Source organism: Streptococcus sp. V913 (assembly GCF_054353455.1).
Map to the genome: position 1 here is coordinate 297,092 of NZ_JBTHHX010000002.1, position 12,307 is coordinate 309,398.

The following is a 12,307-nucleotide window of genomic DNA, read 5'->3' on the forward strand; positions in this document are numbered from 1 at the left end:
TCTAGTTTTTATTTGGGGTAAAATGATCGTTCTCAATCAAGTGTAAAAATTGCTGGGTAATGCTTGCGAAGATGCTGTTTTGGTCCAACATTTCTTTCGGAAAATAGAAACGATTGTCTCCGTGGCGACTGCCAGCAAGGGATTGAACGATAGGAGATAAGCTAGAGAGTTCTGCCAGTTCTCCATTTTTCTGTAGAATCTCAATCTGTGTTCGTGGATTTTCAGATTCGGGACGATAGATATCATAAGGGAGGTCAAAATTCTTATGAATAGCAGTATAGTAGTCTGGATCAAAACCGATTTCTTCAACCAGTTGTCTCATGGTTGCGAGTTGGTCTTGGTCTTCTTGTGAAAAAGTAATGGATTTAAAGACCTTGCGGTTGACAAAGCGTTGCGACAAATCTGCGAGAATCTTGTCAGGACTGGTCATCCAGAGCTGAAAGTAGGTATTCATCACGCCATCATCAAGAGCTAGATAGTCAGACAAGGTCACATTTTTTTCAAAGAAAGGAAGAAGGTGTGGAGAAGTTCGTGAAAAGAAGTCCTTGTCCTCAGGAAAGAGTTCCTTAGCGCGTTTGAGGAGATTCTGTAGGAGAACTTCCATGGCGCGTGTTGCTGGGTGGAAATAAACCTGCATATACATCTGGTAGCGACTGAGAACATAGTCTTCGATGGCATGCATGCCATTGCGCTGAAAGGCGATACCATTTTCAACAGGACGAATCACTCGGAGGATTCGAGTCAGGTCAAATTCCCCATAAGATGCTCCTGTAAAATAAGAGTCGCGCAAGAGATAATCCATACGGTCTGCATCAATCTGACTAGAAATGAGCTGAACGACCTGCTTGTTAGGATAGGTATGGTCGATAACACTGGCTACCTTTTCCGGGAAATCTGGCGCTACTTGTAGCAGGACTTGGTGAATCTCTGTCTCAGGACTTTGGATGATTTCCTGGGTAATGGCTTCATGATCTGTATCAAAGAGATGCTCAAAAGTATGGGAGTAGGCACCATGCCCGAGGTCATGAAGGAGCGCAGCGGTCATGGTTAAGAGAGACTCAGCAGGATCCCATTCTTCAGGATATTTTTCTTCAAAAATCTCCGTGATACGACGAGCGATCTCATAGACACCCAAACAATGGGAAAAGCGACTGTGCTCCCCACCATGGAAAGTATAGCTGGAAGTCCCTAGCTGTTTGATACGACGCAGACGTTGAAATTCTTTTGTATTGATCAAGTCATAGATGACCTGGTTGTTTACATGGATGTAGTTGTGAACTGGGTCACGGAATACTTTTTCGTTCATATGACCATTATAGCAAAATCCTGCTCTTTTTGGTAAAATAGTAGGACAAGAGACAAGAAAGAGGATTTGATGTGAAGATTCGAATGCGAAATAGGATTCAGCTTGATGAACAGTTGGAAGTCATCGACCAACTCTATGACGTGGAAGTGCGTAAAAAAGGGGATTATAGCTATTTACTCTTTTATAATGAGGAAAAGGAAAAAGTGGTTCTCAAGTTTCATCAAGAAGAACTGGTGATGAGCCGTTTTTCCACTCCCAAGACCATCATGCGTTTTCTAAAGGATAGTGATAGTTTGGCCTATATTCCTACTCCAATGGGGATGCAGGAGTTCATCATTCAAACAAGTCACTACAAACTGGATGGACAAAAGATTGAGCTAGCCTATCAACTACAAAATCCAGAGGGACACCCTTTTGCCAGCTATCAATTGGAAATTACTTGGGGATAAGAAAAAGGTTGGTGTGAGCCAACCTTATTTGATATAGAGTTCTTGGTTTTTTAGGACAATTTCACCTACACTTGCGAATTTCTTGAGTTTTTTAAGTTCTTCAGGATGGGTTACGAGAGTGATAACATAGCCCTCTTTACCCATGCGACCTGTACGACCAGCGCGGTGAGTGTAAGTTTCGATATCTCTGGGAATATCAAAGTTTATGACACATTCTAGACTATCGATATCAATTCCACGAGCCAGAAGGTCTGTTGCAAGAAGAAGAGTTAGTTGCTTGTCCTTAAACTTTTCCAAGATAACTTTTCTAAACTTGACATTGACATCACTAGCGAGGGAAACAGCCAAGACATCTCGATATTGCAGTTTTTCTTCTGCACTTCCTAGATCTGACAAGCTGTTAAAGAAGACCAGACCACGGAAATCCTCTACATGAGCCAGCTTTCGTAGCATATCCACACGATGGCGTTGGTCCACCTGCATGTAGAAGTGTTGAATGTTGTCCAACTTTTGATCAGAAAGATCAATGGTGCGCGTGTTGGTAGCAATCTTTTCTTGGTCAAACTTGGTCGTCGCACTCATGTAGATGAGTTGGTGGTCACGAGGTGCGTAGTGAGTGATTTTCTCGACAAAGTGAATCTGAGAATCATCAAGCAATTGGTCAAATTCATCCAGAATGATGGTTTCCACATTCATCATCTTGATTTTTTTCAATTTAATCAACTCAAAGATACGGCCAGGAGTTCCAATCAGAATTTCTGGTCCTTTTTTTAGGCGTTCAATCTGACGTTTCTGACTCGAACCTGATAAGAAGAGCTGAGCAGTCAAGCCGATAGCCTCTGCCCACGTTTTACATACATCAAAAATCTGTCCAGCAAGTTCCGTATTTGGTGCTAGAATCAAGAGTTGCTGGGCTTTTTTCTTTTGTAGCCTGAGAAGGCTTGGCAGGAGGTAAGCGAGGGTCTTACCAGTTCCTGTTGGGCTCACTCCTAGGAGGTTTTCTCCAGCAAGAATAGGTTCAAATAGTTGAGTTTGAATGGGGGTGAATTCTTGGAAACCGAGTTGGTCACTTAGTTCTTGCCATTCAGTCGGTAGTTTGGTTTTCATTTTTCTGCCTCAAATCTAATGCCAGCAGTCTGGCGCATGGTATATAATAGGTCATGAACAGAACCTGCATCATCCAGCCAGTTCTGGTAAAGTGTCTGGTCTGGTTGCTGGATCATGTGTGCAAATGCAGCGACTTCCTCAGTCATCGTATGAGGAGCCTGTTGGATAGGGAGCTGGACTTGATTTCCTCGGTGGTCGGTAAAAATAGCTGAGCGGACATGCTCAATCGTGTTAAGGGTCAAGGTTCCATCTACTGTATAAATCTCGCAAGGAAGATTGGAAGTGATGTTTTTCCCAGCTTTAATGTGAACTTGAAAGTCAGGGTAGAAGAGGATACCGTCGCCATTTAGGTCAATGCTATTGTCAAGCTGTTGAGCCTGATAAGTCGCGTCCTGAGCCTTCCCAAAGAGACGAACAGCGGCATAGATAGGATAAATCCCCAAATCCATAAGGGCTCCACCAGCAAAACGATCTGAAAAGACATTTGGCGTCTCCCCAGCCAACAAATCCGGCATCTTGGAAGAATACTTGGCATAGTTGAAATCTGCTCCCAGCACTTGCTTGTCTGCTAAAAAGTTTTTGATAGTGGTAAAGGCTTCCTCGTGGTAATTACGAGCTGCCTCAAAGATAAAACAGTGATTTTTCTCAGCCGTTTGAATCAGATTAAGCCATTCTTGTGGCTGAGTGACAGCTGGTTTTTCAAGAATGACGTGCTTACCAGTAGACAAGGCAACCTTGGCTTGTACAAAATGCAAGGAGTTTGGACTGGCGATATAGACTACATCAAAGGAAGACTTAAAGAAGTCTTCTAATTGATCAAAGAGTTTGATATCTTGATAACGAGAAGCAAAGGTTGCGGCAGTTTCTAGTTTTCTAGAGTAGACAGCAACCAGCTGGTATTGGCCACTGGTATGGGCTGCCTCTATGAAGTGATGGCTGATAGCCCCTGTTCCGATGACACCTAATTTAAGCATAAATACTCCTTTTCCGACTTCAATTCCTTCCTTCATTATATCATAGAAAAGAAGGACTATCCAACAGATGGTAAAAATTTTCAAATGGACTACGCATTTTTAGGAGAAAGTGGTACAATATTTAGATAAGTAGATGAAATGAAAAGGGGGAAAAAATGAGATTATTACCAATAAGAAAAATATCACGTCAGTCTAAGAGACTAGCGCTTTTTTTGACTTTTTGTGCAGGATATGTAGATGCCTACACCTTTATCGTGCGAGGAAATACCCTTGTGGCAGGACAGACTGGGAATGTGGTTTTTCTATCAGTAGGACTCATTCAACACAATGTGTCAGATGCCAGTGCCAAAGTAATGACCTTGCTAGCTTTTATGATGGGAGTCCTTTTATTAACTGTTTATAAGGAAAAATTGAGAATTGTTAAAAAGCCAATTTTGTCCGTAATTCCACTTGCAGTCTTGTCCCTAATTATTGGCTTTGTGCCGCAAACTGTAGAGAATATCTATCTCGTACCGCCATTGGCCTTCTGTATGGGACTGGTGACAACTGCTTTTGGAGAAGTATCAGGGATTGCCTATAATAATGCTTTTATGACTGGGAATATTAAACGTACCATGTTGGCTTTTGGTGATTATTTCCGGACCAAGCATACGCCTTTCCTACGAGAGGGCTTGATTTTTGTTAGCTTACTTAGCAGTTTTGTCTTCGGAGTTATTTTTTCAGCTTATTTGACGATTTATTATCAGGAAAAGACAATTCTAGGTATTCCTCTTATGATGAGTATCTTTTACTTCAGCATGCTTTTTGCTTCTTGGAGAAAAAAGGGAAAGAAAAAACTTAATTTTAATTGATTTTACTTGTAAGAAAAAAGAAGATATGCTATAATCGAAGAGTTGACTATGCACAGTCCTGTGCAACCGCACGAACATCGTTGCTCATCGTATACAAAATTTAAACTTTGTTATACTTAGAGCTCTTCTTTTAAGTGGTTCGTCCCACGATGCTAGGCGAGTCTTCACAAAAATACGGGGAAACCCTAAAAATCATAGGAGGTGCATAATGAGCACATACGCAATTATCAAAACTGGCGGAAAACAAGTTAAAGTTGAAGTTGGTCAAGCAGTTTACGTTGAAAAATTGAACGTTGAAGCTGGTCAAGAAGTTACTTTTAACGAAATTGTTCTTGTTGGTGGTGAAAACACTGTTGTCGGAACTCCACTTGTTGCTGGAGCTACTGTAGTTGGAACTGTTGAAAAACAAGGAAAACAAAAGAAAGTTGTTACTTACAAGTACAAACCTAAAAAAGGTAGCCACCGCAAACAAGGTCACCGTCAACCATATACCAAAGTTGTCATCAACGCGATCAACGCTTAATTTTAAGGAGAACACATGATACAAGCAGTCTTTGAGAGAGCCGAAGATGGCGAGCTGAGGAGTGCGGAAATTACTGGACACGCCGAAAGTGGCGAATACGGCTTAGATGTCGTGTGTGCATCGGTTTCTACGCTTGCCATTAACTTTGTCAATTCCATTGAGAAATTTGCAGGCTATGAACCAATCTTAGAATTAAACGAAGATGAAGGTGGCTATCTAAAGGTTGAAATACCAGCGGATCTTCCTTCACACCAGAGAGAAATGACGCAGTTATTCTTCGAATCATTTTTCTTAGGTATGGCAAACTTATCGGAGAACTCTTCTGAGTTCGTCCAAACCAGAGTTATCACAGAAAACTAACACGGAGGAAAACATTATGTTAAAAATGACTCTTAACAACTTGCAACTTTTCGCCCACAAAAAAGGTGGAGGTTCTACATCAAACGGACGTGATTCACAAGCGAAACGTCTTGGAGCTAAAGCAGCTGACGGACAAACTGTAACAGGTGGATCAATCCTTTACCGTCAACGCGGTACACACATCTACCCAGGTGTAAACGTTGGACGTGGTGGAGACGATACTTTGTTCGCTAAAGTTGAAGGCGTAGTACGCTTTGAACGTAAAGGTCGCGATAAAAAACAAGTTTCTGTTTACCCAATCGCAAAATAAAAAGGTCTAGTGAACCTTTTTATCCCGAGCCTTAAAATGAAAAGGCGAGGAAGCTAGAAGTAGCATAAAATCAGGCTTTCCGGGTTTTCGGAGAGCCTATTTTTTTGTTTTAATACCCATACTGATACCCATATTTTAAAAACCAATGTAGGAAGCGAACTTGTCAGCCACTTCATCCTTTGCTTTTTGAGTGACATGAGCATAGATATCCATAGTGGTTTGAATATTCTCATGATCGAGTCTTTCCTGGACCTTCCTTGATAGTAGCACCGGCTTCGAAAAGTAGTGAGCAGTGTGTGTGTCTGAAACCATGAGGAGTGATTCGCTTGAAATCAGGATACTTCCTCCAAATCTTGTTCAACATATTATTGACATGGACAATACTTTTAGGCTCGCCATTCTCATTTTTAAAAAGAAGTCCCTTTGTACTATACATGTGCCAATCTTTTAAAGCTTCAATCGTTTTTTGATCCAGAGTAATAGTCCGAGCATTCTTTTTGGTTTTTGGAGTCTGAAAAATTAGTTTATTATCTTCACCCTTTGCTAGAGTTTGCTTGACAGAAATCTGTCCAGTTTTCAAGTCAATATCGGACCATCTTAGAGCGCTAATGTCGTTCTTTCGCATTCCGGTAAAGGCTAGCAATCTAAAATACATCAGCATTTCGGCATCGTTGAATCCTTTAACGATTTTAAAAAACTCTTGTAGTTCTTCTTTGTTGTAGAACTTTTCAAGTTCATCTGTATTATTTTTTTGTCGTTTAGGCTTCAGTGTCTTTCTCATTGGATTCGTTTCAATCAGTTCCATGGATATAGCGTAGTCAAAGATTTGATTTGCTATGCTGATGATTCCAAAAAATCTCTTATATTCATCTGCCCACTTATTCACTTGGGTTTGGCACATCGTCATGGTGATCTTGTTTATGGCTTTATTTCCAAAAATTGGTAAGATATGACGGTCAGCAATGCTAGTTTGGCTCACGTAGGTTGATTCTTTGACTGTGTTTTTATAATGATCCTTCCAAATCTCATAGACTTGGAGAAAAGTAGTTGTGGTGGTGTTTTGTGCTCTGAATGTCTTTTTTTCATACTCGGTAAGGCACTTTGCTTCAGCAAGTCTTGCCTCACGTTCTGTTTTAAAACCACGACGGAAGGTTTGAATCTTCTTGCCAGTTAATGGATCTAATCCATGATAGGCTTTAAAGTAATAAGTAGTAGTTCCATTCTTTTGATATTTTCCAATCATTGATTTTTAACCTCATTTCTGATAAAATGGGCATAAGAAAACGACCATTTGAATGGTTGTTTCTTATACCTTAAGTTCCTCACACTCAAAGTTTGGCGATGGCGAGTGTGGGGATTTTTTCCTTTTGATTCAACAAAAAACGGCAACTAAGTTTATAGTTACCATTTCTGCGTGGCAGCCTGTGCCAACCAGATTATTTGCTCTAGGATTTTTCCTAGGTTAGTAACTACATATTATCAAATATACGTTATTTTGTCAAATAAGATAGCGTGCTTTAATTTCATCGCTTAAAATTTTCATCTGTGGTTCAAGTATTTGCGCAACACCAATTCCATCTAGAAGATTGTTTTTCTTAAAAATCTTCACTTTGTCAATAGTTGTAATCGAATCTAGTTTCGCATAGGTTGTTTTATCTAGGTCAGATATATATTTTTCAAGACGTTCACCAGCCAATAAAATATTATCTGTGAGTTTTTGAACAAGGTTTATTGCACGTTCTTTCCCATCTAATCGACCTTCTTTCTCCAATTTTGCGATAAGTTCGTCAAAATCATCATATTCTCCAAAATGTGTCACCAGTTCATTTTTAACCTTATCTTCAGCCGCTTTGATGAGGTTCATAGTTAGTATGCTAAGACCATCAGCTAAGTTAAACTCTAGTGGTAAATTGTCGTATCCAGGTTTAGATGTTAAAGGAATAACCGTTATAGTGTTTCTATTCTTTTTGTCTTCTTTGCTAAGCGTAATAGCATAATGAGGCGCAGAAAATTCTGACCCAAAGTTTATTCCAAAATCAACATAGACAAGTGTGCCGTATGGGAATACTCTATTCCTACGACGCTTTCCTTGAATTTCACGCTCTAATTGATTGCTATAGTTGGTCATACTTTGACCGAGCCTAGAGGTTTTGAAGTGATTTGGATTTTCAACAGTCAGTTGTTTCATTTTATCTGTTGAAACTGTCAATTTATCAAGATTATTTTTCTCAAACTTTTCCATTTTCTACCCCTCTATACAGTATGTTCTCATGAACTCCTCAGCCAAACTTTGCGAGAGTGGGGATTTTTTTATTAGATGATTTTTTCAAAAACCATAGTAGCTTGAATACGGTCTCCACCTCCAAGCCCTTTACTTCCACCGTTAGCTGTAGTAATAGTATGTAGTCGATATCCTTTAGCTACTTGTTTATTAATTACATCTTCCAGTTCTGTCAGGTTCCCTGATCCAGTACCAAAGAATTTTTCTTTCAAAGTAACTTGAAGGACGACATAGTGTAGTCCATTTGAGCCTGAAGCTGTAGAGAATGACGACTCTTGTTTAACATTATCAAAAAATCCCATAAGATTTTACTCCTTTAAAATATTAAAATGATTCAACTTGTTTATAAAATTCGGTGCGGACCATAATTTCATCAGTTACAGTCTTTAATTGATATCGCTCCATAAATCGAACACTATTAAAACTTTCAACTCCATATGTAGCTATTTCTTCGGCTACTAGATTTTGGATCATATAGCGATTAGCCTCATTCTCACATAATAGTGGAGCATTTTGGTACAAACTGCGGTAGTGTTCTAGATGCCCGAGTTCGTGAAAAAGAACTTTTCGTCTTTCGTCTGGACTTAAATCAGCATTGATGATATAGACAATTCGGTTAATTTCGTCGTAGAATCCGTTTCTTTGCCATTGTTTAGTGGTAAATTCACGTAAAGTAACTTTATGGAGATCCAATAATTCTTTTTCTGTCATATTTTTCTCGCTAAATTCCTTTACTAATCAGCGTGTTTTTGTTAAAATCAAATTAAAAATAGAGAGGAGGAAGTCATATGAAACTAGTTCAAATCCTTTGGGGATATTTGCTGGCGTATTCTATTTTTTCTCTCACTCTTTTCTTTTTAGACAGAGGTATTATTTTCATTACTTTTTTGATTTTTATTCTAGTAATAAAAATTATCCCTCATCCTGATTCTCATTTGAATCCATTTGCGTTTGGGGTGCGTTTTCGTAAGGAACACTAGGTGGGTCAACAGTGATTTCAAATGCTCTCACATTTCTTAATGATTCTAGTTCTTTGCGAGCTTTTTCTATTTCAACATCTCGCTGTACATCTTTCAACTTGGCGTCTTTTTCCATCGTTTCAACTTCTACAGTCAGTTTGCGTTCTTCCAAACTGGCTGTTTTTCTTTGTTGCAAGTATGGGAAGAGTCCCTTTACTTTGATGCCTTTGATATCAATATCTCCGAATAAGAGACCAATACCTATTAATCCTGAGTTCAACATCCAATGATTATCTGATATGAATTGACTGATGGATTGTAGAGTTATAACTCCTGGGCTCTCTACGTTAGAAGTGGCAACGATTTCCTCATTAATTTCAGGATTTTTATATTCATCGATAATAGAATAGAGATTTTTCCACATACTAGACGTAATTGGATGTTTGGTGTTAACTCTCAACTGAAGGTGTAATTTCCCTTCTTTGAAGTAAAGTGGAGATATGAGTCCATCGATATATTTTGATAAATCAGTGATATTAAAGATGGTATGATGGACGGTTAGCGTGCTATATAGAAATTTTGGATTTACTTTTCTTCGTGGCACTTCGTTAATCCACTTGACTTCTCGACGTTTGATATCCGTAGACTGTTCGTAGCCGTGATTTAGGGTTAGTTGCTCTTTCGGTATATCTTTTTCATAGACATCACTTGTGATTTGTCCAATCAAGAAGTAGTTTGATTTAAATGATGGAACTACGACGTAATCCCCTATACTCATATCCTCTACAAAGCTATAGAGTCGTTTAGCGGTAAACGTGATTTGGTGTTTTGATAGATTTTGGTCTTTATATACTCTTGTTATCTGCTGCTTATAGTGCTCAATGGTTTTTTCTGTTGTGAGAAGTAAGTCAGTTGTCTGCAAGTCAGCAAGCTTCACCTGATTGTGGTGAATTGAGATGAAGTGGTTGCATTTAAAATCATCGTAATATTTCCCACCTTCAGCTCGGACCAACCAATATTTTGCACGACTATTAAACTGGTAAATTTCAATTTGATTTTTGTGAGACATTCTAATCTCCCTTGCTATTCATATACCCTGAGATGATTCCTCTGATGGCTCTACGATCTTCATCTGTCAGAGGCTTCCCATCAAATAGCATAGCGTGGTCTATGATTTTATAGATGTCATCTGGTTCATTTACGTGCGAATCCCCAGCTATATTCGGGTTATCCGTACGACCGAGAAGATAGTCTGTGGACACATTGAAATAGTCGGCAATTTCTTGTAATCGCTCAGCACTTACTTTTTGTCGTTTTAAGGAATAAAGTGTATTTTTGCTATATCCCAATTTTTCTTCAACTTGATTTAGAGATAAGCCCTTTTTTCGAGCCAATTCTCTAACTTTTTCAAATGTTGGAAACATTGATTTATCAACCTTTCTGAGAGATTGACAAAAATTATTTAAATTATTTATTTAAAAATGTTAACAAAATTAAACAAATGATTTAAAATAGTTTTTGTAAGTTAATGATTTAGTAAAAAATGAAGTTAAAATATATCTAAAAATAAATAGCTTTGGCGAGCAAGAAAATTGATAGATATAGTATTTTTATCATTCTTTTTATTACGCTTTTATTTTAAATTATTTATTTAAAATTGTCAAGCGTTTTATAAAATAATTTACTAGCTCTTTAACTCTATTAAAAATAAAAGGAGGAGGAACATGAGCCAACAGCATCGTAAATGGATTGAGCTTGTAAAAGAGCGAATTGAGAAACGTGGATGGTCACAGACAGACTTGGCCATTGTTGTAGGTGTTAGTCCATCAGCCATCACACAGCTGCTAAAAGATGGAAAAGGGAGCGATGACTTGAAGCTACGCATTAACAAGAAGTTGCGAATCAATGAGTCGTGGGAGAAATTTGAGGAGTAGGAGGTTGAAGATGGACGAACTCAAAATAAGAGAAGATGGTATTTATTTGAATGACCAAAAATTAAAAGGTGTGCAAGCAGTTAAAACAAAAAGCACGGCTGAAAGCAACCATGCTACTGTCTACTTAAAATTTATTGCCAAGCTGATTTGAAATAAGGTTGGTAATAACTTGTGATGAAATATCTTTAAGGACATCCAGTGAAAAAGAGCCGACATTCTTTGCTATATCTTTTGTTCGATTCCAATTGTTATCTTGTCGGATATCATTGATGAACTGATGGCCGTAAGGAGATAAATCTTGAATTGAGAAACCGCCGAAATAGTGTTGAACTTGGAGAAATAAACCACTATGTTCACATTGTCGAACATGGTAGAGGATTTCCTCTTGTGAATATTTTGAAATAAGGTTTTCATATAATTTATCTTCCGAGACATCATTAGAGTATGTCGAATACTCTTCAATAACAAAAAGGATATCACGAATACAATCAGGATTTAATTTCATCAAAATTACCTCGTTTTATTTTCATTATACTAAATTTAGAAAGGAAAAATATGATTCATCATTATACAACTCATTATGCAAGCAATGGGAAAAATTACGCCGAAGCATGGATTCAAATCAATATTTTTGGAATGTGCTTTTGTTTATGGAAAAAGCGTACAACCATTGAACGATTGTACGCAAACGAAGATTAGACTTTCTTCCAGCCGTTGCCTTTAGCTGATGTCGGAGGGAGCCGATCACCTTTTTCAATAGTTGCGGTATGACCGTTAGTGACTTTTCCACCACGAGGTCCAACCTCTACATAGTGGCCAGGTTTCTGATTGTCTGTTCCAGGTTTTATTGGAGTATTTGACATAATAATGCTCCTTTCTGTTGAAATTTTGACTAAAACGGTGAGAGGTCCTAGTCAAGAATGATTATAACATAGAACGAAGAAAAGCACAACATATTGTTGTTTAAAATTATTCATCAAACAACATATAGTGTTTTTGTAGGTGTGAAATATGGAAACAATTAAACAGAATAATGTTGAAAAGAAATTTGAATGGCAATCAATTATCTAAGATGGCTGGAGTTAATCGAAGTTTCTGTTTACCCAATCGCAAAATAAAAAGGTCCAGTGAACCTTTTTATCCCGAGCCTTAAAATGAAAAGGCGAGGAAGCTAGAAGTAGCATAAAATCAGGCTTTCCGATTTTTTGGAGAGCCTATTTTTTGTTTTGATATCTATATTTAATTTAATAGAG

Annotated in this window: 18 protein-coding genes and 1 other annotated feature; of the genes, 7 read left to right on the forward strand and 11 right to left on the reverse strand. The window is 38.2% G+C overall.

The window, feature by feature from the left end; genetic code table 11:
- Window position 1: 1 nt before the first annotated feature.
- A complete protein-coding gene (locus ACXYSL_RS05395; protein ID WP_458624183.1) occupies window positions 2-1,306 on the reverse strand; it encodes an HD domain-containing protein in 1,305 nt (434 codons plus the stop codon).
- A gap of 71 nt (window positions 1,307-1,377) precedes the next feature.
- Between ACXYSL_RS05395 and ACXYSL_RS05400 the strand changes: the two genes are divergently transcribed.
- Window positions 1,378-1,755: a YwiB family protein gene (locus ACXYSL_RS05400; protein ID WP_458624184.1), complete on the forward strand. Its 378-nt coding sequence runs from the start codon at window positions 1,378-1,380 to the stop codon at window positions 1,753-1,755.
- Window positions 1,756-1,779: 24 nt separating this feature from the next.
- On the opposite strand, the gene ACXYSL_RS05405 is transcribed toward ACXYSL_RS05400, so the two are convergent.
- Together ACXYSL_RS05405 and ACXYSL_RS05410 are read right to left on the reverse strand one after the other, a co-directional pair.
- A complete protein-coding gene (locus tag ACXYSL_RS05405; protein ID WP_033605701.1) occupies window positions 1,780-2,862 on the reverse strand; it encodes a DEAD/DEAH box helicase in 1,083 nt (360 codons plus the stop codon).
- On the reverse strand, window positions 2,859-3,836 hold the full coding sequence (locus ACXYSL_RS05410; RefSeq protein ID WP_000915909.1) for a Gfo/Idh/MocA family protein: 978 nt from the start codon (window positions 3,834-3,836) through the stop codon (window positions 2,859-2,861). The genes ACXYSL_RS05405 and ACXYSL_RS05410 overlap by 4 nt, the downstream gene beginning before the upstream one ends.
- A gap of 155 nt (window positions 3,837-3,991) precedes the next feature.
- Here ACXYSL_RS05410 and ACXYSL_RS05415 point away from each other — a divergent pair, with 155 nt between their 5' ends.
- From ACXYSL_RS05415 to rpmA, 4 genes are all read left to right on the forward strand, one after another.
- Window positions 3,992-4,687 carry a YoaK family protein gene (locus ACXYSL_RS05415; protein WP_223326393.1) on the forward strand — a complete coding sequence of 232 codons (696 nt, stop codon included), beginning with the start codon at window positions 3,992-3,994 and terminating at the stop codon, window positions 4,685-4,687.
- 54 nt (window positions 4,688-4,741) lie between these two features.
- Window positions 4,742-4,861 (forward strand) — a sequence feature (ribosomal protein L21 leader region).
- 34 nt (window positions 4,862-4,895) lie between these two features.
- Window positions 4,896-5,210 (forward strand): 50S ribosomal protein L21, encoded by a 315-nt coding sequence (gene rplU / locus ACXYSL_RS05420; protein WP_277771750.1) that lies wholly within the window; start codon window positions 4,896-4,898, stop codon window positions 5,208-5,210.
- A gap of 15 nt (window positions 5,211-5,225) precedes the next feature.
- A complete protein-coding gene (locus ACXYSL_RS05425) occupies window positions 5,226-5,570 on the forward strand; it encodes a ribosomal-processing cysteine protease Prp (protein ID WP_000613705.1) in 345 nt (114 codons plus the stop codon).
- A gap of 16 nt (window positions 5,571-5,586) precedes the next feature.
- Window positions 5,587-5,880, forward strand: a complete 294-nt coding sequence (gene rpmA / locus ACXYSL_RS05430; protein ID WP_000916509.1) for a 50S ribosomal protein L27 — start codon at window positions 5,587-5,589, stop codon at window positions 5,878-5,880.
- Window positions 5,881-6,109: 229 nt separating this feature from the next.
- Here rpmA and ACXYSL_RS05435 read toward each other — a convergent pair whose 3' ends face one another.
- The 6 genes from ACXYSL_RS05435 to ACXYSL_RS05460 all read right to left on the reverse strand — a co-directional run bounded on the left by ACXYSL_RS05435 (window position 6,110) and on the right by ACXYSL_RS05460 (window position 10,544).
- A complete protein-coding gene (locus ACXYSL_RS05435) occupies window positions 6,110-7,123 on the reverse strand; it encodes a tyrosine-type recombinase/integrase (protein WP_223326395.1) in 1,014 nt (337 codons plus the stop codon).
- Window positions 7,124-7,378: 255 nt separating this feature from the next.
- Entirely contained in the window at window positions 7,379-8,122 is a 744-nt protein-coding gene (locus ACXYSL_RS05440; protein WP_084940174.1) for a type II toxin-antitoxin system PemK/MazF family toxin, read from the reverse strand.
- Window positions 8,123-8,193: 71 nt separating this feature from the next.
- Window positions 8,194-8,463, reverse strand: a complete 270-nt coding sequence (locus tag ACXYSL_RS05445; protein WP_084921068.1) for a DUF4177 domain-containing protein — start codon at window positions 8,461-8,463, stop codon at window positions 8,194-8,196.
- Window positions 8,464-8,485: 22 nt separating this feature from the next.
- Complete coding sequence (locus ACXYSL_RS05450) at window positions 8,486-8,872, reverse strand: ImmA/IrrE family metallo-endopeptidase (protein ID WP_084940175.1); 387 nt, start codon at window positions 8,870-8,872, stop codon at window positions 8,486-8,488.
- Between the two features lie 201 nt (window positions 8,873-9,073).
- Entirely contained in the window at window positions 9,074-10,189 is a 1,116-nt protein-coding gene (locus ACXYSL_RS05455) for a hypothetical protein (RefSeq protein ID WP_084940176.1), read from the reverse strand.
- A 1-nt stretch (window position 10,190) separates the two neighbouring features.
- A complete protein-coding gene (locus ACXYSL_RS05460) occupies window positions 10,191-10,544 on the reverse strand; it encodes a helix-turn-helix domain-containing protein (protein WP_084940177.1) in 354 nt (117 codons plus the stop codon).
- A gap of 300 nt (window positions 10,545-10,844) precedes the next feature.
- Between ACXYSL_RS05460 and ACXYSL_RS05465 the strand changes: the two genes are divergently transcribed.
- Both ACXYSL_RS05465 and ACXYSL_RS05470 read left to right on the forward strand, forming a co-directional pair.
- Window positions 10,845-11,054, forward strand: coding sequence for a helix-turn-helix domain-containing protein (locus tag ACXYSL_RS05465; protein WP_084940178.1), 210 nt, complete (start codon window positions 10,845-10,847; stop codon window positions 11,052-11,054).
- A gap of 10 nt (window positions 11,055-11,064) precedes the next feature.
- The gene (locus ACXYSL_RS05470; RefSeq protein ID WP_158085803.1) at window positions 11,065-11,205 is read left to right on the forward strand and encodes a hypothetical protein; all 141 of its coding nucleotides are present in this window, start codon (window positions 11,065-11,067) and stop codon (window positions 11,203-11,205) included.
- On the opposite strand, the gene ACXYSL_RS05475 is transcribed toward ACXYSL_RS05470, so the two are convergent.
- Both ACXYSL_RS05475 and ACXYSL_RS05480 read right to left on the reverse strand, forming a co-directional pair.
- Window positions 11,179-11,559: a DUF2513 domain-containing protein gene (locus tag ACXYSL_RS05475; protein ID WP_084940179.1), complete on the reverse strand. Its 381-nt coding sequence runs from the start codon at window positions 11,557-11,559 to the stop codon at window positions 11,179-11,181. The genes ACXYSL_RS05470 and ACXYSL_RS05475 overlap by 27 nt on opposite strands.
- 190 nt (window positions 11,560-11,749) lie before the next feature.
- Complete coding sequence (locus ACXYSL_RS05480) at window positions 11,750-11,917, reverse strand: YjzC family protein (RefSeq protein WP_458624185.1); 168 nt, start codon at window positions 11,915-11,917, stop codon at window positions 11,750-11,752.
- Between the last annotated feature and the right edge of the window lie 390 nt (window positions 11,918-12,307).